The organism is Amycolatopsis sp. cg5 (assembly GCF_041346955.1).
Taxonomy (GTDB): Bacteria; Actinomycetota; Actinomycetes; order Mycobacteriales; family Pseudonocardiaceae; genus Amycolatopsis.
In genome coordinates this window covers 5,106,284-5,127,526 of the sequence record NZ_CP166849.1, presented here as the reverse complement: position 1 = coordinate 5,127,526, position 21,243 = coordinate 5,106,284, and the positions used below count along the sequence as shown (strand labels likewise).

The following is a 21,243-nucleotide window of genomic DNA, read 5'->3' as shown; positions in this document are numbered from 1 at the left end:
GGGAGACCATGCCGGCAGCACATCACCGGGTGACCGGGGGCGACCGGAACGGCCGCGCGGAAACCGTTCGACGACTGGACTTGCCACCCGTCTTGACGTCCACAGTGGACGCGCATCGCCGGTTGCGCGGCCCGTACACCGCGGCGGGCACGCTGCTGCGTTCGCTGGCGCCGGAGCTCATGGCGGCCACGCCCGACCTGGTCACCCGCCATGATCTGGAGATACTGGCCGTCGCGCCGGAGCTGCGCGCGAGCATCCAGTCCACAAGGGAAACGTTGACCTCGTTGGCCGAACGCAAGGAGCGCACGCGCTTCTACTCGCCGAGCCGGGTCACCCGGCTGGCACACGGCCTCACCGAGCTGATCCGCGACTTCGTCACCGCGACCGGACCTCGCACGCTCGTCGTGGAGAACGTCGACCACGCGGACGCCACCGATGTCGAGTTCCTGTCCATTGTGGTGCGCCGGGTCGATCCGGCGTTGCTGACCGTGGTGCTGTGCGGCGCGGGCGCCTTCGAGATGCCGGGCGCGACGCGGCACGAATCCGCCTCCGCGCGCACGCTGCCCGACGCTGACCTCGCGGCCGCGTACGTCGCGGGGGAGTGCCTGGCGGAAGAGCTGCGTCCCGCCTATGAAGCACTCGATCCGGAGCACCGCGCGAAACTGCACAACGAGCGCGCGGCCGAACTGGAAGCCCTCGGCGAGCCTTCGCTGTCACTGGGCGCGATCCCGTTCCATCGCGAGCTCGGCGGTGAGGGCGCGGCCGACGCGCTGCTGCACGCCGCGATGACCTGCAACCAGGCCGGTTTCTACGCCGCGACCATCGAATTGGGTTACCGGGCAAGGAAATTCATCGGCTGGGACCAGGGCCTGACCTGCATGCGGCTGTGCACCACGCTGACCAACGCGCTCGCCGTGTCCGGCCGCACCGACGAGGTCGCGGCGCTGTACGCCGAGGCAAGGCGGTCGAGCACGCACCCGGTCGTCCACATGCGCGTGGCGTACTCCACGGCGATGTTCTACACGCGCTACCTGCCGGCCGCCGAACGCGACGACGACATCGCCACGGGCTGGGCGAACCTGGCGATCGCCATCGCCACCACCGAGCCGGACCGCGAGCAGCGCGCGTTCCAGACCGCGTTCATGCGCAACGGGCTGGCGCTGGTCGAGGTGCACCGTGGTGACCTGCCCGCCGCGCTCCGGCTGGTCGAGGACGCGCTCGCGCTGGTCGACGCCGAGCTCGAGCCGGGAGCGCACCAGCTGCACCGGTCGGTGCTGCGGCACAACCACGGGCAGGTCTGCGCCGGGCTCGGCCGTGACGAGGAGGCGCTCGCCGATTTCACCGCGGTCATCGAGGTGGACCCCAACCATCCCGAGTACTACTTCGACCGCGCGGCCGTACTGCGCAAACTCGGCCGCGACGCCGAGGCATTGGCCGACTACGAGCGCGTGATGTGGCTTTCGCCGCCGTTCCCCGAGGTCTACTACAACCGCGGCGACCTGCTGGCGGGCCACGGTGACGTCGAGGGCGCGCTGGCCGATTTCGCCTACGCGCTCGAACTGGACCCCGAGTTCGCCCCCGCGTACGTGAACCGCGCCGGCCTGTGGGCCGACCTCGGCGAACCCGACCTGGCGCGCCCCGACGTCGAAGCGGGCCTCGCGCTCGATCCGGACAACCCCCAGCTGCATTGCGTGCTGGGCAGGGTCGAAGCGGCTGCGGGCCACCACGCCGAGGCACGCCGGGCGTACGACACCGCGCTCGCGGCCGATCCCGGCCTGCGGTCCGCCTGGGCAGGGCTGGCCGAACTCAGCTTCGACCAGGACGACGCCACGGCGGCGGTCGAGCACTTCGACCGCGCGCTCGCGCTCGGCGACGACCCGGCGCTGCGTTTCAACCGGGCCACCGCGCTGGCCGTCAACGGGCGCTGGGACGACGCGGTCGCCGACCTGCGCCGCGCCGTGGAGCTCGACCCCGACGACCAGGACGCGCGCTCCGAGTTGGACCGCTGCCTCCGCCACGCCGAGGCCTGAGCCATGGCCGCGCCGTGGTCGTCGTCCACACGGCTGCGCGCCGCGCTGGGCCGCTTCGCCACCGGCGTCGCCGTCGTGACCACTGTGGACGGTGCGGATCACCCGGTCGGGCTGACGGTGAACTCGTTCACCTCGTTGTCGCTGGATCCGCCGCTGGTGCTCTGGTGCCTGCGGCGGACCTCGGCGGGCCTGCCCGCGTTCACCACCGCGAGCCGCTTCGCGGTCAACGTCCTTTCGGCGGGCCAGCGGCCGATCGCCCAGCGGTTCGCGAGCCGTGTCGAAGACCGCTTCGCCGAGGTGCGCTGGCACCGGCACCCGCTCGGGCCCCCGCTGCTCGCCGACACGGCCGCGAGCTTCGTCTGCCAGCGGACCCAGGTGGCGCACGGCGGCGACCACGTGATCGTGATCGGCCGGATCGAGGACCACACGATCTCCGCCGAGCCCGCACTGATCTTCGTCGACGGAGACTACGTCGCGCTCGACCGCGCCGCCGCTACCGGCGAGCCTGGCCTGCCGAAAGCTCTTTCGTGAGAACTAACTCGCGTTGTCGGCGCAGGCGGTCGCCGGGCTGACTTTGGCGGCCGCGCGGGCGGAGAACAGGCCCGATCCGGCGGTGAGCGCGCCGAGCGCGAGTACGACGGTGAGCACCGCGAGCAAAGGGACCTGCATGGGCCAGCCGATGCCGAGTGAGACGATGGCGAGCCAGGCGTAGGGCAAGCCGAGCGCCAGTCCGAGCAAGGCGCCGAGTGCGCCGTAGACACCGGCTTCGGTGGCGATCATCACGCGCAGCCGGGCACGGGAAAGCCCGACGGCGCGCAGCAGGCCGATTTCGCGGCGGCGTTCGAGCACCGAGAGCGCCGTGGTGGAGCCGACGCCGACGACCGAGATGAGCACGGTGAGGCAGACCAGGCCGATCGCGATGGCGGCCAGGGTGGTGAACTGGTCCATCTTGGCCGCGCGCTTGTCGGCCAGCACAACGAAATCGACGCCCGCGGGTACCCCCGACCGGTCGCCGTTGGCCAGCACTCCGGTGACCGGTCCGTCCACATCGGACCTGTCGAGGATGAGGCTGCCGAGCGGGAGTTCGCCGTGGACGACGGCGGCGACGGTCCTCTCGCGGCCGTTGACGTCGACGACGGATCCGGCGGTCAGGCCGAGCCTCGCCGCCATTTTACTGGCCAGGATGAGGCGGCCCGGTCCCATGGCGTCGAGCGAGCCGGCCTCGACGCGGAAGTCGGCGATGCCGGCGAGGCCGCGCAGGTCGAGGTCCGTCGCGCTCATGGTGAGTTTCCCGCCGACGTTCACCCCCTCGATGCGCCGATATGGCTGGACATCACGTAACCCGTTGTGCCGCAACAAGTTCACGTCGACGTCACCGGTGATTCTGAGATCGGCGGGGTAGGCGCTCGCCAGTTCGGCCTTGCCGAGTCCCGCCAGCGTCTGCGCGCCGGTGATGGTGGCGATCACCAGCCCGACACCGAGCGCCACGACGGAGGTGATCGACGCGGCACGCCGGGGCGCGCCGCCGACGCCCGCGACCGCGAGCCTGCCGACGGTGCTGCGCCGCAACAGCTTCGCGGCCAGCTTCAGCAACGGCGTGACCACGACCGGGCCGAGTGCGATGAGCGCGCAGAACGCGAGCGCGCCGCTGAACACGGTCTGCCGCAGCAGCTCCGCGATCTGCGCCGATCCCCGCCTGTCGCTCGCCAGACCGGCCGAGGCGACGGTGAACAGCAGGGTGAGCGCACCCCCGAGCAGGCCGAGGCCGAGCAGCAGGCGGCCGACGCCGATGCGGCCGCGTGCGTCCACCGTCGCCGAGGTGCGCAGCGCCTCCAGTGGCGAGACGCGTGCCGCCGACAGGGCGGGCGCGAGCACGGCCAGTGTGGTGAGCGCGGTCGCGCCCACCACGACGACGAGCGCGGGAAGCACCGGGGTGGCGGGGGCTGTCAACCCGGCCAGCGGCACGAGCCGCCCGAGCCCGATGGCCAGCGCCACGCCGCAGGCCGACTCGAAAGGCAACACGCTCGAACAGACCATCATCGGGGCCTACCACCTGAAGTGATCCGGACGGACGAAGCCGAGCTCGGTGACCTGGGCTTCGTCCGACGCGTCAGGGGCAGGTCAGCCGCTCGGGAACCTTTTGGCCGACGAGGTAGTCTTCGACCGCGGTCCGGACGCAGTCGGTTCGCGGGTAAGCGGTGTGGCCGATGCTGTCGACTCGAAGCAACTTCGTCCGGTTCGCGGTCTGCCGGTGCAGCCCCTCCGCCCAGGCCAACCCGGTCGCGGGATCGTGCGCCGGGTTCACGAGCAGAATGGCCGGGCCAGGCCCGAACTTGACCGGGGCCGGCGGATTGTTCGCCTTCCGCGGCCAGCCGATACAACTCAACGCCGCCTCCCTGGCTTCGGAGGAGTAGCGCAACTGCGGCGCGGCGGCCCGCTCGCTGTCGACGATCCGTTGCCAGTCCGCGTAGCCGGCGATCCTCGGTGTCCAGTCCTGGCAGAAGACGGCGGCACGCGGGTGCGTACTGGTACCGGCACCGATCGATCGGGCCGCGTCGCCTGGGCGCAGAGTGCTCAGCCATTGAGCCAGGCCGCGCAGATCGCCCTGTACGAGCGAACCGTAGACCTTTTGTATGACGTACCAGGTGGAAGCGGCACCCGCCCCGCCTTCGATGAGAGCGCCTTGGTCAGCGAGCTCGAGCAGGCCGTCGAAGTGCTTGAGCACGTCCTTGCCGTGCAGCGCGCACGCCGTGTCGGACTCGCACCACCGCGCGAACGCGCCGAGCGCGTCGTCGCCACTGGCGGCCGCGGTGCGCAGGAACCGGTCCAACGGCAGGCTGTGGTCCATGTTGCCGTCCAACACCATGGTGCGGATTCGGTCGCCGAAGAGCTGGGCGTACTGCTGCCCGATCTGCGTGCCATAGGAAAAGCCGAGAAAGTTGACCTTCCGCTCGCCGAGCGCGTCCCGCAGCGCATCCATGTCATGCACGACCGAGAGCGTGTCGGCGTGGTCGAAGATCGGCCCGGACCGGTGGCGGCAGTCGGCGCTGAGCTTCCGGTTGTACGCGGCCAGCGCCGCGAATCCCGCCTGGTCATGGGGTTCACCGGGGTTCTGCCCGAGCAGCTCGCTGGAGCACCGGATCGGCGCGCTGGCCGCCACCCCGCGCGGGTCGAACCCGATCACGTCGAACCGCGCCAGCACCTCGGCGCCGAACAGCCTGTTCGACCCCACCGCCAGCGAAACCCCCGAGCCGCCAGGCCCGCCGGGGTTCACCATCAGCACGCCGATCCGTTTGCCCGGGTCGGTGGCCTTGCGTCTGGCCACCGCGAGCGGGAACGAGCCCAGTTTCGGGTCGGTGTGGTCGATCGGCAACAGCAACGTCGCGCAGTCCGCGGTGGCGTCCTGCGCGCACGGCCGCCAGTCGAGTCCGGAGGGCTGGGCGTTCGCGGGGGTCGCGGTGGCCGCGACGCTGATCGCGACGGCGATGGCCGCGATGGCACGGCGGCGATCCAAGATCATCACGTCGATCAAGACGCCTGTCGAAGATTGGGGTTGCCCAAGGCCGTTGGTTCGACGGTGTCTGGCTGGTCGCCCGACAGGCCTGAGCCTGGCGAACCCCTCGCCCACGATGTGGCCTGGCGAAAGCAAGGGGTCGTGAGTGTTTAGACCGGTTAGAACCGGCCGTACCACTCACGACCCCCGTGCCCAGGGAAGCCTGGCGTCGCGCCCACGCTCGCGCTGACGGCGGGGTTCGCGTGTATGAAGGCTCCCTTCATCCAGTTCGGCCCGTATGAGGGGAGCCTTCATGCAGCATGGGCGTATGAGGGGAGCCTTCATCAAGTTCGACTTGTATGAAGGGAGCCTTCATACAGCTCGGCCTGTATGAGGGGAGCCTTCATACAGGCCGGTAGCCCCAGCGACTTTGGTGGCGAGGGTGGCGGCTGGTGTCCTGAGTGGACAGTTGATCGGAGCCGAGGGAACGCCACGGCTGACGCATGGGTCGGCTGGCTGGAGTGAGGGCCTCCCTTACCCGACATTTCGGGTGAGGGAGGCCCCCACTCGGCGGGTGCGGGTGAGGGAGGCCCTGACTCGAACCGGCGACTACGAGATGGGCCCCCAAGGGGTCGTGAGTGTTTAGGCCGGTTAGAACCGGCCGTACCACTCACGACCCCCACGACGGACCCCGGCCTGCGACCGACGTGTCCGGCGGGTGTGTCGTCACCCAGCCGTGGGGGAGAACGAATCAGCCAATTCCCGACGGCGACTACTGGCGTTGACGCGGTCCTGGCGTGACAGCGTCAAGAACCGCGAGCGTCGCTCCGGGGCAAATAGGTTGCTGCCGGGGGCAACGGGTGTGATCGTTGCGTTGTGGACTTCGACAATGGCGCGGCGCTTGGGTTGGCGGCGGCGGGTCTTTTGAAAGAGCACGTGCTCAGGCATAAGAGGTTCGTGTTGGAGGCGGGTCTGACCGAGGCGGAGTTGGCCGCATTGGAGAAGAGGTTCGGGTTCGAGTTCGCCGACGACCACCGCGCGTTGCTCGCGGAGGTTCTCCCGACGGGGCGTGGCTGGCCGGACTGGCGTGCCGGTGACTCCGAGACTCTTCGCAGGCAGGTCGACTGGCCGGTCGAGGGTGTGCTGTACGACGTGGTGGAAAACGACTTCTGGTACGAGCGCTGGGGCGAGCGGCCGTCCCGCGACGAGGAAGCCGTCGAGCAGGCGAAGGCACACCTCGCAACCGTGCCGCGCATGATCCCGATCTTCGTCCATCGCTGCCTGCCGTCGGGGCGCGGCACCTTCGGATACCCCGTGTTGTCCATGCATCAGACGGACATCATCCACTACGGGTTCGACCTTCTCGACTACGTCTCCACGGAGTTCTACCCCGGCGACCCAGACCGTCCGACGCGTCACCCCATGCCGATCCCATTCTGGGACGACCTGCTTTAGCCACGCGACACTCTGTTTCGCCCAGACTGATCGTTCCTGGCAACTTTGTCACCACTGGCGCGTCTTGTGAATATGACCTCGACTCCGGAAAGCCATGTGGTTTCCGCCGATCCTGCCCGGGAATACGACTACGACGGTATTGCCGAGGGGTATTCGGCCGAGAACGAGACCAATCTGATGAACGCCTATTACGAGCGGCCCGCGATGCTGGAACTCGCAGGTGACGTGACCGGCCGTCGGATTCTCGACGCTGGTTGCGGCTCAGGCCCGCTGTTCGCCGCGCTACGCGATCGGGGTGCGGTCGTGACCGGGTTCGACGCGAGCGCGGGCATGGTGGCGCTGGCCCGGCGAAGGCTGGGCACCGAGGCGGACCTGCGGGTCGCAGATCTGGCTGACCCGCTTCCCTTCGCCGATGGCGAGTTCGACGATGTCGTCCTGTCTTTGGTGCTGCACTACCTGCGGGACTGGGGGCCGGCACTGGCCGAACTGCGACGCGTCCTGACGCCCGGCGGACGGCTCATCGTCTCGGTCGAACATCCTTTCGCCATCACCCTGATGGAGCGTGCGGCCGGGGACAAATCCCGCTACTTCCAGACTCGCGACCGGACCGAGGAATGGACACTGCATGGCCAGTCCACCCGGTTGACTTTCTGGGACCGCCCGCTCCATGCCATGACCAAGGCCTTCACCGCGGCCGGCTTCCGCATCATCGTCATCGACGAGCCGCCTCCCGCACCCGAAGCCCGCGAGCTGTTCCCCGATGAATTCCCGGATCCCACCGAGACGAGATTCCTGGGCTGCCTCTTCTTCGTCCTGCAGACCGACTGACCGGGGCCGGCCACGGTATTTGTGGACGGATCCGCTGCGGCGGAAGAGGAAACTGGGTGGGCGCGACGTGCGGCGCCGCTTGCTGTGCGAGTGCCGCCACTCCCGCGGGGTGGCGGCACTCGCCAAACTCGACCTGTTGCGTGCCGGTCAGTAGCCGTAGCAGCGGACCTGGGTGTTGAGCGGGTTGACGCAGACGACCGCGACCTTGATCTTGATCCACGAGCCGCCGGGGATCGTGTTTTCGTTGATCTTGTAGCTGCTCGGGAACATCACCGCGTCGGTGTCGCGGAACTTGGCCGTGGCGTTGGGCTTCACGTCGCGCTTGGTGCACTTCATGCTGCCGAGCTTCTTGCCGTGGGTGTCGAAGACGGTGCACGCCTGGCCTCGGTCGAGGGTGGCCGCGTGCATGGTCTTGCTGGTCCAGTTCAGTGCGGCACCGCAGACGGTGAAGTCCTTGATCGGGGTCTTGACCTTTCGGCAGGTGTCGGCCTGCGCGGCCGACGCGGATGCGACGACGACGGTCAGAGCGGCGGTAACCACAGTTAGCATGGCAGCCAACCGCCGTGGCGTGGTCTGGGTGTTCATGTCTGCTCCTTTCTCGTCGTCAGGACGGGTTGGTGTACCAGTTCGAGCAGCCGACGTGGTCCTCGCACACGCGGAACTTCGCGATCTTGCCGCCGACAGATGCCCACGGGCCGGGGTTGCCGTCGGCGCCGTTGCCGTCCCAGACCGAGCCGTGCGCGCCGGTGGTCAGGTAGAAGTCGGCGTACACGCCGTTGCCGTCGGACTCGCCGTCGAACGCGCGTACCGCGGTGCTGGTCGCGTCGGCCCAGTCCTGTCCGTGGGTCAGCCTGACGGTGGCCTCGGCTGTGCCGGCGCTGAGCGCGAGCGTGCCTGCCGCGGCCAGCAGGGTGATGCCATGGCGTAGTGCGGTCATGGTGTTTCCTCTCGGTTCGTGGTCCGTGGCCGGACTGCTCCGAGCTTGTGGCTTCCGCGCACCGCCGAGTGAATTCCCGTATACGGTATGCCGCTGACCTGGGCATTCGCTCTAGAGTTTCCGGCTGTGACCGAACGTGAAGGCCTGTTCCGCACCCAGTTGCGGGAGCTGATGGCGGGTGCCGGATACCGGACGCTGCAGCAATTGCAGGATGGTGCGCGGCGCCGCGGCGTGCAGTTGCCGGTGTCCACGGTCAACCGGGCACTCACCGCGGACAAGCTGCCGACGGCCGAGTTCGTGCGCAGGTTCGTGGCGGCTTGTGAAGGCGACGTCGAGCACTGGATCGAGTTGCGTGAGCAGATCGTCGATCAGCGATTCGCGCAGCGGCCCGCTCCGGAGCCTGAGCTGCCCGACGCCGTGTGTCCCTATCTAGGCCTCGAGTCGTTCGACGCCGAGCATGCGCGGTTCTATTTCGGCAGGGAGCGTGTCGTCGCGGACCTCGTCGGCCGGCTGGCTGCGACTACGCTGTTGTTCGTCGTCGGGCCGTCCGGGGCCGGCAAGTCCTCCTTGCTCGGTGCGGGGTTGATCCCGGCCGTGCGGGCCGGGCGAATCCCCGGCTCGCGGACCTGGCGCTGTGTGACGATGACGCCCACCGCCCACCCGTCGCTGGAACCGCTGGACGCGGACACGGTGCTGATCGTCGATCAGTTCGAGGAGTTGTTCACCCAGTGCGCGGGCGAGGACGAGCGGCTTTCGTTCGTCGCGGCCTTGAGCGAGACGCGGGCGCGGGTGGTGATCGGGCTGCGTGCGGACTTCTATGGGCACTGCACGGCCTATCCGCACCTGCTGGCGGCGTTGCGCGTCGGGACCATGCCGTTGGGGCCGATGTGCGAGGCCGAGCTGCACGAGGTGATCGAGAAGCCGGCACGTGCCGTCGGGCTCCGTGTCGAGCGTGGCCTGGCCGACGTCGTGCTCGCGGAGCTCGGTGCCGAGCCGGGTGCGTTGCCGCTGCTGGCCCACGCGTTGTTCGCTACCTGGCAGCACCGTGAGGACGGCGTCCTCACCCTCGCCGGGTACCGGCTCACCGGTGGCCTGCACGGGGCCATCGCCGCCACCGCCGAACGCGCCTACCTCACGCTGGATCCCCCAGACCAGGACACCGCCCGGCGACTGCTGCTACGCATGATCCAGATCGGCGACGGCACGGACGACACGCGGTGTCCCGTGCAACTCGAGGGTGAGAGCCTTGACTGCGGCGTCTTGGAGTCGCTGGCCGCCGCGCGGCTGGTGACCCTCAACTCCGCCACCGCGCAGATCGCGCACGACGTGGTGATCCGAGCCTGGCCACGGCTTCGTGACTGGGTCGACGCCGACCGGACCCGGCTTCTGGTCCGCCAGCGGCTGACCGACGCTGCCGAGCAATGGGAGCGCGAAGGCCGTCACCACTCGGGCCTCTACGGCGAGCCGCGGCTCGGCGCGGCCCGCCAGTTCGTCACGCCTGCCGACACCGACCTGCGCCCGGTCACCCGGGAGTTCTTGACGGCGTCGATCGCCCGCGTCCGGCGGCACCGGCGCGCCACGGGCGCGCGGCGGTTCGCCGTCGCGGCACTCGTCGCCGTTGTGGCTTCGGCCGCGATCGTGGCGGTCAGGTCCCACCAGGAGGTCGCCCGGCAGGAACGGATCGCACTGGCCCGCACCGCCGCCTACGAAGCGATCGGGGTGCGTGGCACCGATCCTGAACTGGCTGGGCAGCTCAGCCTCGCCGCGTTCCGCATGGCGCCGACCGCCGAGACCCGCGGCAGTCTGATCAGCAGCCTCGTGACGCCGAATCCCACCCAGCTTTCCGGCAACGACGCCACCGACGCCGTGCGGACGGTGGCGTACAGCCCGTCCGGCTCGCTACTGGCCGTCGGCGGGCACGACCGGCTGGTCCGGCTGACCGGGACGGGCAGCCCACGAGTACTGCGCGGCCACGAGGACACCGTGCGTGCGGTGTCGTTCAGCCCTGACGAACACTGGCTTGCCTCCGCGAGCCAGGACGACACCGTTCGAATCTGGAACGTGACCACGGCCGGGCAGGTAGCCGTGCTGGCACAGTCCGACGACGTCCGCGATGTGGAGTTCAGCTCGGACGGAATCCTGCTCGCCACGGCTGGCCACGACGACCTGGTGCGGCTGTGGAACGTTCATGATCCCGCGTCTCCGGTGCCGCTCGGCACCATGTCCCACGGCGACGACGTCTACACGGTCGCCATGCGTGGACGACTGCTCGCCAGCGGAGGCAAAGAGGGAGTCGTGCGACTGTGGGACATCTCCGACCCGCGTGTACCCGCCACGATCTCCGCTGAAATCCGCCACGCCGGCTTCGTCAACGACGTGGCCTTCAGCCGCGACGGCCGCACCCTCGTCACCTCCGGCACTGACGCCACCGCGCGGCTGTGGGACATCACCGACCCCGCGAAGCCGACGTTTCTCGCCGTGCTGGCCGGGCACACCGCCCCCGTCCACGGGGTCGCGTTCAGTCCCGACAGCCGACTGCTCGCCACGACGAGCGTGGACGTGACCGCGCGGCTCTGGGACGTCAGCGACCCCCGGCGTCCGGTGGCGCTCGCCGCGCCGCTCGCCGGCCACACCGACAACGTCTACACGGCCGCTTTCAGCCCGGACGGGCACACACTCGCGACCGGCAGCCATGACCGGACCGTCAAAGTGTGGGAGATCGATATGGACCGGATCGCCGCGCTGGTATGTCAGCGGGGGAGGATCACCGCTCAGCAGTGGGCCAGATACTTCGGCGACACGGAATTCACCCCGCCTTGCCGATGACGCGGATCCTCTTGGAAAGAATGTCGGTCAGGGCAAAGAGCGGATTTCGACCAGTGCCGCCGGGCCTTGGTCTTCGTGGACGGTCTCACCGACCGGCGTGAACTCGCCGGATTTGATGGTGTACGGAGGTTGCGTGACTTCTCTGCCGTCGACCTGCGCTGTCAGCGTGGCTTCGATCTTGTGACTGTCGCCTTTGATGAAGTACGTCGAAGGGACCTTGAGCGCGAGGTAACCGCCGGGTCCGGTCACCTTGAAGCAGGCGAAGTGGTTCGGCGTGGTGATGCTGTCGCTTTCCACGACGACGAGATCACCGCCTACCGCGCAATCCAGCCAGAAGATCTTGCCGTTGCCGTTCTTCAAGGTCATGCCCACCGCGGCGGCGCCGTCCTGGTTCGGGTGCTGGTAGTCCTCGACCAGTGAACTCTGGGTGGCGGCGGGCGCGGAGTCACCCTGCGCGCTGGCCGTCGCGGTGAGGACGGTGACGGCACCGAGTGCGCCCGCGGTGGCGATGGCTGCGAATAACCTCATGGCACAGAACTCCCCAGGCGAATGCTGTCGATCCACAATGGACAACCGGAACCCCACTGTACAGTCGGGACGGTACAGCGCGGCTGACCTGCCGGAAAAGTGGCGTTTCCGCCAATGGAGGTTTCTGCGCGGTCCTGCCTAAGCTTCGCTCGGCTTCGGTGGGGTCTTCCTATGTTCCCCGGCATGTTTTCGGGGAGTTCTCTTGATATTGGGGGAGCGTCATGTCCGTGGGACTCGCGAGAGTGGTCGCCGCACGTACAGCAGTCGTCATGGCCGTCATCTTCGCGCTGGTCGCGGGAATGCTCGGTGATTCCGCGACGGCAACGCCTCTGCGTGCCAGTGCGGACCCCGCACTGGGTGATCGCGGTGTGGCGGTCGAGTTGCTCAAGACCGGAGGGCGGGCCACCCGGACAGCGGCGGAAGCCGCACTGCTCGGTTCCGAGGAACAGCTTCGCGAGTTCGTCGCGACCGGGCAGTACGTCACCATCGGGCACGACAACCGGATCAAGGTCGGCCAGCTCATGGCCGTCGGCGGGCGGCGCGTCAGGGAAGCCGCCCAGGTCGCGCTGGGCGGTGGCCCAGACGACGTGCGGCGGTTCCTCGAAGGCGGGTGGAAGGAGCCGCAGCGCCTGGACCTGCGCGCGAAGGTCGGCACGATCATGGCGGCCAACGGCGCTTCGACGCAGCGGGCCGGGCAGGCGGCGCTGGAAGGCACGGCCGACGACGTACTCAGGTTCCTGGCCGCGGGCAGGCTCTCCCCGGAGATCGCCGACCGGCGGAAGCAGGTCGGCGCGATCATCGCGACCGGCGGGCCGGAGGTCAACAAGGCCGGGCAGATCGCGCTCAACGGTGATGACAACGACGTCCAGGAGTTCTTGGAGACCGGTCAGCACACGGCGAGGGCGCGGGACAACGAGAAAGCCAGCATCGACGAGCTGGTCAACCTGGTCAAGCTGGCCGGTCAGGCGGCCGCCAGGGAAACCGAACTGGCGAAGGAGGCCTCCGCCCGCGCGGTCGCGGCAGCGGAACTGGCCAAGCAGGCGGCACTGACCGCGGCGGACGAAGCCGCGGCGGCCAAGGGTGACGCGCAGAAGGCGGCCGCGGCCGCGGGACGGGCCGCCGACTTCGCCAGCAGGGCCGCACAGGCTGCGCAAGAAGCCATCTCGGCGGCGAACTCCGCGAACAAGGCCGCCGGTGTTGCTTCCGCGGCCGCGTCGCGTGCCGCTTCCGCCGCTTCTTCGGCAGCCCAGGCGGCTTCCGAAGCGCGTGGCGCCGCTGCTGCTGCCGCCACGGACGCGGGTAAGGCCGGCGCAGCAAGGGATGCCGCCGCGAAGGCGAAGAAGGTCGCCATCGGCGCCCGGCTCGCCGCTGACGCGTCCAAGGCCGCGGGCGACGCCGCGAACCAGGCGGCGAGCGCGGCGCAATCGGCGGCGAGCGCGGGTAGCAACGCCGATCGGGCTGCGTCGGCCGCCGAGAACGCCGCCAATCAGGCTGGGGTGTCCGAGTCCGAAGCCGCACGCGCTCGACGTGCCGCCGCTGACGCGCACAAGTTCGCCGGACAGGCGAATCGAGCGGCGGCCAGGGCCGAGTCGCTGGCCCGCATGTCCGCGCAAGCCGCGATGGACGCCTATACCGCGGCGATGAGCGCGGCCGGTCATGCCGATGAAGCGGCGGCCGAAGCGATCAAAGCCGCCGACCACGCTGGCGATGCCTTAAAGGCGAGGGATGAGTCTCTCAGGCATGCCAAGGCGGCTCAGCTGGAAGCGACCACCGCCACGCAGACCGCCGAGCTCGCTGACCGGATCGAAAAGAACGCCCGAGAAGCGGACAAGAACAGGCTGCAGCAGCTCCAGGAAGAAGGCGTCGCCGCAGCGGAGAAGGTCAAGGCGGAACTGGAGCACAAGGCGGCCTGGGACGCCGCCGAAGCCACCCGGATCGACCAGGAAACCCAGCTACTGCTGGAAAAAGCGGCCGCGCCGGACGCTGATACGGCCACCCTGCTGGCCAACGGGCGGCAGGCCGCGCTCCGGCTGCGTACCACGGGCGGCCCGTGGACGCAGGCCGCCGCGGAGCTGGTGCTGGCCGGTGGCGAAGTGGAGATGCTCGACTACCTGCAGACGGGCCGGATCGAGGCGGCGGAAGAAGACGACCGGGCACGGGTTCGCTACGTCGCCGACAACACGACCGTCGACAAGCAGCGGGAAGCCGCCCAGGACGCCTACCTCGGTGACGGCGTCGAGCTTCGCGAGTTCCTCAAAACCCAGTACTACGAAGGCAAAGTGGTCGACGACCGGAAGAAGGTCGGCCAGATCATGGCCAAGGGTGGCCCAGCCACCCAGCGGGCCGGTCAAAAAGCGCTGGAAGGCACCCCGGCCGACGTCGACCAGTTCCTCGCGGTCGGCCAGTACGACGCGGCCGAGCAGGACGACCGGATCAAGATCGGCCAGCTCATCAGCACCGGCGGCCCGGAAGTGCAGGCCGCCGCGCAGATCGCGCTCGCGGGCCCGCCCGCCTATGCCAGGGAATTCGTACAGAGCGGCCAGTTCAAGGCCGCGCAACGCGACCAGCTGACCGCCTCGCACGTCGCCGGTGTCCGGCGGCTGGTGGCCGACGCGTCGCGCATCGCGGCGACCGCGAGGGCGAATGCCGAAGAGGCGTTCCGGGTCGCCGCCGATGCCGCCGACGCGGCCGACGAAGCCAGGATGTGGGCGGAGAAGGCGCGGCAATCGGCCAACGAGGCGGCGACCTATGCGCAGCAGGCCAAGCAGTCCGCCGCCGACGCACAGGCGTCCGCGGACCGCGCGGCCGAGTCCGCCAAGACCGCGCGCTCGGCAGCCGACGCGGCGGAGCGGGACGCCGAGGCGGCGTCACTGTCGGCGACCCGCGCGACGACTTCGGCCTCGCAAGCGAAAGCGTCCGCTTCGGACGCGGCGAGGTCCGCGCAGGCCGCGCGTGCCTCGGAAGCCGCAGCGGGCCGGGACGCGGCGATGGCCTACGACGAGGCGGCCGCCGCCCACGACATCGCCTTGGCCAAGTACCAGGCCGAGCAGCGGGCGATCGCCACCGGGCCGCTCACCGCGCAAGAAGGCTCCGATCTGGCGCGGACCTGCAACAACGACCAAGCCTGCATTGACAAGTACAACAAGGCCGTCGCCGACGCGAACGTGAGCCTGGTCGACTTCTTGAAGACCGAAGGCGCCGAAATCATCCTGGACATGATCGGCTACACCGACGCCGTCAACTGCTTCACGCAGGGCGACGTCGAAGCCTGTCTCATGACCGCGCTGAACGCGCTGACCTTCGGCAACCCGGTCGGCCTGTTCACCAAGGGCGGCAAACTCGTCGCGGCCATCGTCAAGGTCGCAGGCAAGGTCGGCGCGTTCCTTCGCCGGGTGGAACAGGCGAAGACCGAGGTCAAGGCGACGCGCGAGGCCATCAGCGAAGCGATGAAGGCGTGCAAGCTGCCGGTGATCGGGATGAGCTTCGCGCCGACCGTGCAAGTCCTGCTGGCGGACGGGACGCACAAGGCGATCAAGGACGTCGTCGCCGGTGACCGGGTGGCCGCGGCCGACCCGCAGACCGGCCGCGTGGGGTTCCGGGCGGTCACCGCGCTGATCGTCGGCTCGGACCTCAAGCAGATGGTGTCGATCACCGTCGGCGACGGTGCGGGAGCCGGTTCGGTGGACGCCACCGGCAACCATCCGTTCTGGGTGGTGGAACAGCAGAAGTGGTTGGAAGCCAAGGACATCACCGCGGGCGTGCACCTACTGACGCCCGATGGGAAACCGGCGAAGGTCGTCGATGTCCGGTCGTACACGCAGGTCATGCAGGTCTACAACCTCACGGTCGAGGACCTGCACACGTACTACGTGCTGGCCGGTGACATCCCGGTACTGGTCCACAACGCGGCCAAGCGCACGAAGGACGCGGACTACTACAACCGGCCCGGGAAGAAGTACAGCACGTACGTGCTGAGGGATAGCACCGGCAAGGTCTACTACGTCGGGCTCTTCGGTTCGAAGCAGACCAAACGGGATGTGGAAAGGCGGCACTCCAAGTCCGGCCCGGCCGGGGCGAAACGCTTCCAGCTAGATGCCGATGACATCATGGAGGTGCTCGATGAGGATCTGCCGTACTATCAGGCGCGACTGGATGAGCAGGCCAACGCCGAAAAGTACGGAACGTACTCCAAGGACGGCAACCCGAACGACTGGCGTCGTAACCGGCAAAACCCGCTGGCCGCCGACAATCGCGTCGGCTACGAAGCCCACGCGAAAAGGGAAGCGCAACTGGCCGGAAAGGCCTGTTAATGGCAAAGATCACTCTGATCGAAAGTGACCTGCGAACCGCGAAGGCGCTACTCGGCGAGGTCGTCGAAGCCTTTGCCGCCGAGCGACAAAGGAATCCCACCTTGGGGGAACTGCTCGAGGTGCTGGGTCTATCCGTGCCGGGTAACTGCGAGCAGCTGGGATCGGTCCCGTTTCCGCTGGTGTTCAGGGTGAAACTGAAAGGCGGCCGTCGTTACGAAGCGACGCCGTCCGAGCGTGTCGCAGGCCTCAACGACATCACTTTCACCGAGGCGTCCGAGCTCCTCGCCTTCCTGGCTGAACGAGTGGCAGTGAGCAGCGGACAACCGGCCGAGGCAGGAGAACTTGCAAGCGTTTTGCTTCAGGCCCTCAGGGCGGCGCAGTTGCGGCTCGACGATGTCAGCAGCGGTGACGTGGCTAGTTTGGCTGTGCACGCGCCGAAGCGAATCAAGGCCGTTCGGGGAGATGTCGTTGCGATCCGGTCGAGCGAGTCCGGTCACCACTTCGCGGTAATCCTGACCGAGGGCAGTACTGAGGTGGCTGTCGGACTGCTGTCCGGCGTATTCAAGGAACCCCGTTTGGGTCCGGTCGGCGAATATCGTGCCGAGCACATACCAGTCTTTACAGGCGATGCGCTTATCGCGAACGGTAAATGGCCCATTATAGGCCACAGCGAAGCGCTTCTCGGCTTGTTCCCGGATCCGCCGGAGTTCTATTTCCGGCCGTCGACGTCGGTGTCGGTTGGTAACCGCTACGGAGAACACGGCGCGGCAATCTCGAAAGGAAAAGAAGGTCGGACGGTCCGGTTGATCAGCAGGCAGGAAGCGGTTCGGATCGGCTTGCCGGACGTGACGTACCGGCAGTCCTACGATGAGGAACTGTTTGAGCGAATGCTGAATGAGGGGCACTTCGCCGGAGGGCCACTGCCGGGATTCTGGCGGGACTACCCCCAGGAATGACCGCCGCACGAAAATCGTCTACACACCATCGCTTGGGGAAGTCATGAGCAGGAAAACGCTGAACAAAGCAGGCAGAACCGCCTTGGCCGTAGCCGGGTTGGCGGCGACTTTGCTGGCCGCGCCCGCCTCCGCCGTGTCCGGTGGCACCGAGGTCACCGCCGCGAGCCAGCCCTATCTGGCACGCATTCAGATCGGCGGCATCGGCGCGGTCGACGGCCGGGCCTGCTCCGGCGCGCTGGTGGCGCCGCAGTGGGTGATCACCGCCGCGACCTGCTTCGGCGCGAAAGCCGCCGACGGTTACCGCATCGCCTCTCCTGCCCCCGCCATCGCGGCGACGGCGACGCTTCTGGGGAAGCAGCCCGTGGCCATCACGCGAGTCGTCTCGCCGGGAGGCCGGGACGTCGCCTTGGCGCGGCTGGCGGCCGCGAACACCACCGTCACGCCGGTGCCGCTGAGCACGACCGCGCCGGTCGCGGGCACGGCCGTCACCGCGTCGGGTTTCGGCCGGACCGGCAACGAGTGGGCACCGGTGGCTCCGCACAAGGCAGGATTCACGGTGTCCGAGAGCACCGACACGACCTTTTCGCTGACCGGGCCCGGTGACACCTGCAAGGGTGACGCCGGTGGGCCCACCCTCGCGACGGCGCCGACCGGCTCGGTGCTGGCAGGGGTCAGCAGCAGTTCATGGCAGCACGGCTGCCTGGGGGAGAACCCCGAACAGCAGGGATCGACCGCGACTCGGACCGACGACCTCGTGGACTGGATCCGCGCCCAGTCCGACCCGCTGAACTCGTGGTACTTCCTCCCCGGCGCCGAACGGGTCATCGCGCAGGCCCCCGCCGCGCGGGCGGCGCTCGCCGGGCACTCCGGGTCGCTCACCGGCAAGACCGCGACCGATCTCGTCACCCGGCGGCCCAGCGACGCGATGTTGTTCGCCTACGAGAACAAGCTCAGCCCTGTCGTGGGCGAGCAGTCCTACAAGCCCGCAGCCGCGATCGGCACCAGCTGGAACATCTACAACCTCCTGCAGCAGGCCGACCTCGACGGTGACGGCGTCGCCGATCTGCTCGCCAGGGCGACCAACGGCGACCTCTACGGCTATCTCGGAACCGGCAAGATCGACGGGACTTCCGGCACGCTGAAGTCGCGAGTCCTCATCGGACGCAGCTGGAACACCTACAGCTCCATCTTCGCGGCGGACACCAACGGGGACGGGAAGGCCGAGGTGTTCGGCATCGCCGCGGACGCGGGCGACCCCGCCCGGCTCGCGCTGTGGGGTTATGTCAACAACGGCTTCAACGGCCTCGACACGCTGTCGGCGAGGGTGAACGTCGCCACGGGCGGGAAGGACGTGGTCCCCGGCGGATTCGCGGACTTCACCGGTGACGGCAATCCCGACCTGTTCATGATCACCAACCGCGCCACCGGCACCAACGACCTCGCCGTGCTCGACCGGTACGCGGGCGGCGCTTACTCCGACGGCGCGCCGATGCGGCCGTCCACCTACAAGGTGGGCTCGGGCTGGACGTCGAAACAACTGCTCACGCTCGGCGACATCAACGGCGACCGGCGGCCCGACATCATCGGGACGACCACGGCCGGTGCGCTGAACGCGTACGTCCACAGTGGAACTTTCGTCCGCACGCCCGGTCAAGGCGCGCAGACGTTCTCGGCGCCCATCCTCATCGGCCGTTCGTCCTGGGAGACGATGGACGTGCTCACCTGACCTGAGCGGTGGACGGCTGAGGCAAAACATGAACTTGACTCATGTATGTGTCAGCCGTCACCATCATCCCGATACGCCTGCCTCGGGCGCGTACGGGAGGTTCACGATGAAGCGGCATCGCAGGGCCCTGTCACTCGTGGTGGCCGCGCTGGCGGCCATCTCGTTCACCGTCGGCGGCACGCCGGCGTCGTCGGCAGCGCAGAACTGGTGGGAGCCGCCGAACCGGCCGAGCCCGGACAGCGAGATCGGCGCGACCGGCGCCCCGTTCACCGGCAGTCAGGGCGGGGAGGTCCGCGGCTTCGTCGACGGCCACAACCACATCCTCGCGAACGAGGGCTTCGGCGGCAGGCTGATCTGCGGAAAGGCGTTCTCGCCCGCGGGGGTCGCCGACGCGCTGAAGGACTGTCCCGAGCACTACCCCGACGGCAGGGGAGCCACCTTCGAGAACCTCACCGCCGATCCGGACGGGCACCACGACCCGGTCGGCTGGCCGACCTTCAAGGAATGGCCGACTCACAAGTCGCTGACGCACCAGCAGAACTACTACGCCTGGATCGAGCGGGCGTGGCGCGGCGGGCAGCGCATCATGGTCAACGACCTGGTGAGCAACGGCGTCCTGTGCGCGTTGCCGATCATGCCCAAGGACCGCGGCTGCGACGAGATGGACGCCATCCGGCTCGAAGCACGTAAATCCTGGGAGATGCAGGACTACATCGACGGCATCTACGGCGGTCCCGGCAAGGGCTTCTTCCGGATCGTCACGAGCCCGGACCAGGCTCGTCAGGTGGTGATGGACGGCAAGCTGGCGGTCATCCTCGGGGTGGAGACCTCGGAACCCTTCGGCTGCAAGCAGATCATGGACGTCGCGCAGTGCTCGGCCGCGCAGATCGACGCCGGGATCAACGAGCTGTACTCGCTGGGCGTGCGCAGCATGTTCCTGTGCCACAAGTTCGACAACGGCCTGTGCGGCGTGCGCTTCGACTCGGGCACCACCGGGCAGATCCTGCAGGCCGGTCAATTCTCTTGCTGCGCCACCACGTGGACGACCGAGGTGTGCCCTGGTCCGCAGCAGGACAACCCGATCGCGGGCGGCGACCCGGCCAAGCGCTGCAACACCCGAGGGCTCACCCGCCTCGGCGAGCACGCGCTACGTCGGATGATGGAGCGGCATATGATGGTCGAGATCGACCATATGAGTGTCAAAGCGGCTGCGCGCACTTTGGACATCCTCGAGGCGGAGAAGTATCCCGGCGTGCTGTCCACGCACAGCTGGATGGACGCGGGCTGGTCCGAGCGGGTGTACAAGCTGGGCGGCTTCATCACCGGCTACGACAACGGCTCGGAGAGTTTCGTCAGCGAGTGGCAGCGCAACAAGGCCCTGCGTGACAAGTACAAGGTCGGCTACGGCTTCGGTTCCGACATGAACGGTGTCGGCGGCTGGCCCGCGCCGCGCACCGGCGCGACCAACCCGGTGGTCTACCCGTATCGCACCTTCGACGGCGCCACGATGATGGATCGGCCGAAGACCGGCGAGCGAACCTGGGACATCAACGTCGACGGCGCCGCGCACTACGGCCTGATCCCGGACTGGATCGAGGACGTCCGGATGGTCGGCGGGCAGGCTGTCATCGACGACCTGGCCAAGGGCGCGGAGTCGTACCTGAAGACCTGGAAGGCCACCACCACGCACGTTCTCGGCACCAACCTCGCTGCGGCGAAGCCGGCCACGGCCAGTTCGACGGAGTGGAACCCGTTCGTGGACCTGTCGCCGGCACGCGCGGTCGACGGCGACCGCGGCACCCGGTGGTCCAGCTCGTGGAACGACGGGCAGTGGTACTACGTCGATCTCGGCTCCGAGCAGCGCGTCGGCCGGGTGACGATCGACTGGGAGCCTGCCTACGCGTCCGAGTACCGCATCGAGGCGTGGAGCGAACCCGCCGGGACCTGGCAGACGGTCTGGTCGACCACCGCCGGGGACGGCGGCATCGACACCGCGCGGTTCGACCCGGTCACCACGCGCTGGGTGCGTTTCGTCGGCGTCAAAAGAGCCACTCGCTACTGCTTCTCGTTCTGGGAATTCGGCGTCTACGCCACGTAGCGCTCGCGGAGGTCGTGAGTGGTACGGCCGGTTCTAACCGGCCGTACCACTCACGA

Annotated in this window: 14 protein-coding genes; 9 read left to right on the top strand and 5 right to left on the bottom strand. The window is 68.6% G+C overall.

Features of this window, described 5'->3' with window-relative positions; translation table 11 throughout:
* The first annotated feature begins 8 nt into the window (after window positions 1-8).
* Window positions 9-2,030 (top strand): tetratricopeptide repeat protein, encoded by a 2,022-nt coding sequence (locus AB5J62_RS23005; protein ID WP_370941983.1) that lies wholly within the window; start codon window positions 9-11, stop codon window positions 2,028-2,030.
* Window positions 2,031-2,033: 3 nt separating this feature from the next.
* Window positions 2,034-2,561 carry a flavin reductase family protein gene (locus AB5J62_RS23000; RefSeq protein ID WP_370941982.1) on the top strand — a complete coding sequence of 176 codons (528 nt, stop codon included), beginning with the start codon at window positions 2,034-2,036 and terminating at the stop codon, window positions 2,559-2,561.
* Window positions 2,562-2,564: 3 nt separating this feature from the next.
* Here the strand turns inward: AB5J62_RS23000 and AB5J62_RS22995 are convergent, their stop codons facing one another.
* Both AB5J62_RS22995 and AB5J62_RS22990 read right to left on the bottom strand, forming a co-directional pair.
* Entirely contained in the window at window positions 2,565-4,052 is a 1,488-nt protein-coding gene (locus AB5J62_RS22995; protein WP_370941981.1) for an ABC transporter permease, read from the bottom strand.
* An 88-nt stretch (window positions 4,053-4,140) separates the two neighbouring features.
* Window positions 4,141-5,550, bottom strand: coding sequence for an alpha/beta fold hydrolase (locus AB5J62_RS22990; RefSeq protein WP_370941980.1), 1,410 nt, complete (start codon window positions 5,548-5,550; stop codon window positions 4,141-4,143).
* Window positions 5,551-6,480: 930 nt separating this feature from the next.
* On the opposite strand from AB5J62_RS22990, the gene AB5J62_RS22985 reads away from it, so the two are divergent.
* Both AB5J62_RS22985 and AB5J62_RS22980 read left to right on the top strand, forming a co-directional pair.
* On the top strand, window positions 6,481-6,978 hold the full coding sequence (locus AB5J62_RS22985) for a hypothetical protein (protein ID WP_370941979.1): 498 nt from the start codon (window positions 6,481-6,483) through the stop codon (window positions 6,976-6,978).
* Between the two features lie 72 nt (window positions 6,979-7,050).
* Window positions 7,051-7,806, top strand: coding sequence for a class I SAM-dependent methyltransferase (locus AB5J62_RS22980; RefSeq protein ID WP_370941978.1), 756 nt, complete (start codon window positions 7,051-7,053; stop codon window positions 7,804-7,806).
* Window positions 7,807-7,953: 147 nt separating this feature from the next.
* Here the strand turns inward: AB5J62_RS22980 and AB5J62_RS22975 are convergent, their stop codons facing one another.
* Window positions 7,954-8,346: a hypothetical protein gene (locus AB5J62_RS22975; protein WP_370941977.1), complete on the bottom strand. Its 393-nt coding sequence runs from the start codon at window positions 8,344-8,346 to the stop codon at window positions 7,954-7,956.
* 64 nt (window positions 8,347-8,410) lie between these two features.
* Window positions 8,411-8,743 (bottom strand): hypothetical protein, encoded by a 333-nt coding sequence (locus AB5J62_RS22970; protein WP_370941976.1) that lies wholly within the window; start codon window positions 8,741-8,743, stop codon window positions 8,411-8,413.
* A 126-nt stretch (window positions 8,744-8,869) separates the two neighbouring features.
* On the opposite strand from AB5J62_RS22970, the gene AB5J62_RS22965 reads away from it, so the two are divergent.
* Complete coding sequence (locus AB5J62_RS22965; protein WP_370941975.1) at window positions 8,870-11,569, top strand: hypothetical protein; 2,700 nt, start codon at window positions 8,870-8,872, stop codon at window positions 11,567-11,569.
* A gap of 27 nt (window positions 11,570-11,596) precedes the next feature.
* On the opposite strand, the gene AB5J62_RS22960 is transcribed toward AB5J62_RS22965, so the two are convergent.
* On the bottom strand, window positions 11,597-12,097 hold the full coding sequence (locus AB5J62_RS22960) for a hypothetical protein (RefSeq protein ID WP_370941974.1): 501 nt from the start codon (window positions 12,095-12,097) through the stop codon (window positions 11,597-11,599).
* 269 nt (window positions 12,098-12,366) lie between these two features.
* Between AB5J62_RS22960 and AB5J62_RS22955 the strand changes: the two genes are divergently transcribed.
* The 4 genes from AB5J62_RS22955 (at window position 12,367) to AB5J62_RS22940 (ending at window position 21,187) form a co-directional block, all read left to right on the top strand.
* Window positions 12,367-16,407 carry a polymorphic toxin-type HINT domain-containing protein gene (locus tag AB5J62_RS22955; protein ID WP_370941973.1) on the top strand — a complete coding sequence of 1,347 codons (4,041 nt, stop codon included), beginning with the start codon at window positions 12,367-12,369 and terminating at the stop codon, window positions 16,405-16,407.
* Entirely contained in the window at window positions 16,407-17,363 is a 957-nt protein-coding gene (locus AB5J62_RS22950; RefSeq protein WP_370941972.1) for a hypothetical protein, read from the top strand. Before AB5J62_RS22955 ends, AB5J62_RS22950 begins: the two co-directional genes overlap by 1 nt.
* A 43-nt stretch (window positions 17,364-17,406) precedes the next feature.
* Window positions 17,407-19,089, top strand: a complete 1,683-nt coding sequence (locus AB5J62_RS22945) for a trypsin-like serine protease (RefSeq protein WP_370941971.1) — start codon at window positions 17,407-17,409, stop codon at window positions 19,087-19,089.
* Between the two features lie 106 nt (window positions 19,090-19,195).
* A complete protein-coding gene (locus tag AB5J62_RS22940; protein ID WP_370941970.1) occupies window positions 19,196-21,187 on the top strand; it encodes a discoidin domain-containing protein in 1,992 nt (663 codons plus the stop codon).
* Window positions 21,188-21,243 lie beyond the last annotated feature (56 nt).

What these genes read in the sequence shown, in the direction of transcription:
- AB5J62_RS22940 (WP_370941970.1), top strand. Translation starts at nt 19,196, where the DNA reads ATGAAGCGGCATCGCAGGGCCCTGTCACTCGTGGTGGCCGCGCTGGCG.
- AB5J62_RS22970 (WP_370941976.1), bottom strand. Translation starts at nt 8,743, where the DNA reads ATGACCGCACTACGCCATGGCATCACCCTGCTGGCCGCGGCAGGCACG.
- AB5J62_RS22950 (WP_370941972.1), top strand. Translation starts at nt 16,407, where the DNA reads ATGGCAAAGATCACTCTGATCGAAAGTGACCTGCGAACCGCGAAGGCG.
- AB5J62_RS22980 (WP_370941978.1), top strand. Translation starts at nt 7,051, where the DNA reads ATGACCTCGACTCCGGAAAGCCATGTGGTTTCCGCCGATCCTGCCCGG.
- AB5J62_RS22955 (WP_370941973.1), top strand. Translation starts at nt 12,367, where the DNA reads ATGGCCGTCATCTTCGCGCTGGTCGCGGGAATGCTCGGTGATTCCGCG.
- AB5J62_RS22945 (WP_370941971.1), top strand. Translation starts at nt 17,407, where the DNA reads ATGAGCAGGAAAACGCTGAACAAAGCAGGCAGAACCGCCTTGGCCGTA.
- AB5J62_RS22960 (WP_370941974.1), bottom strand. Translation starts at nt 12,097, where the DNA reads ATGAGGTTATTCGCAGCCATCGCCACCGCGGGCGCACTCGGTGCCGTC.
- AB5J62_RS23000 (WP_370941982.1), top strand. Translation starts at nt 2,034, where the DNA reads ATGGCCGCGCCGTGGTCGTCGTCCACACGGCTGCGCGCCGCGCTGGGC.
- AB5J62_RS22990 (WP_370941980.1), bottom strand. Translation starts at nt 5,550, where the DNA reads ATGATCTTGGATCGCCGCCGTGCCATCGCGGCCATCGCCGTCGCGATC.
- AB5J62_RS23005 (WP_370941983.1), top strand. Translation starts at nt 9, where the DNA reads ATGCCGGCAGCACATCACCGGGTGACCGGGGGCGACCGGAACGGCCGC.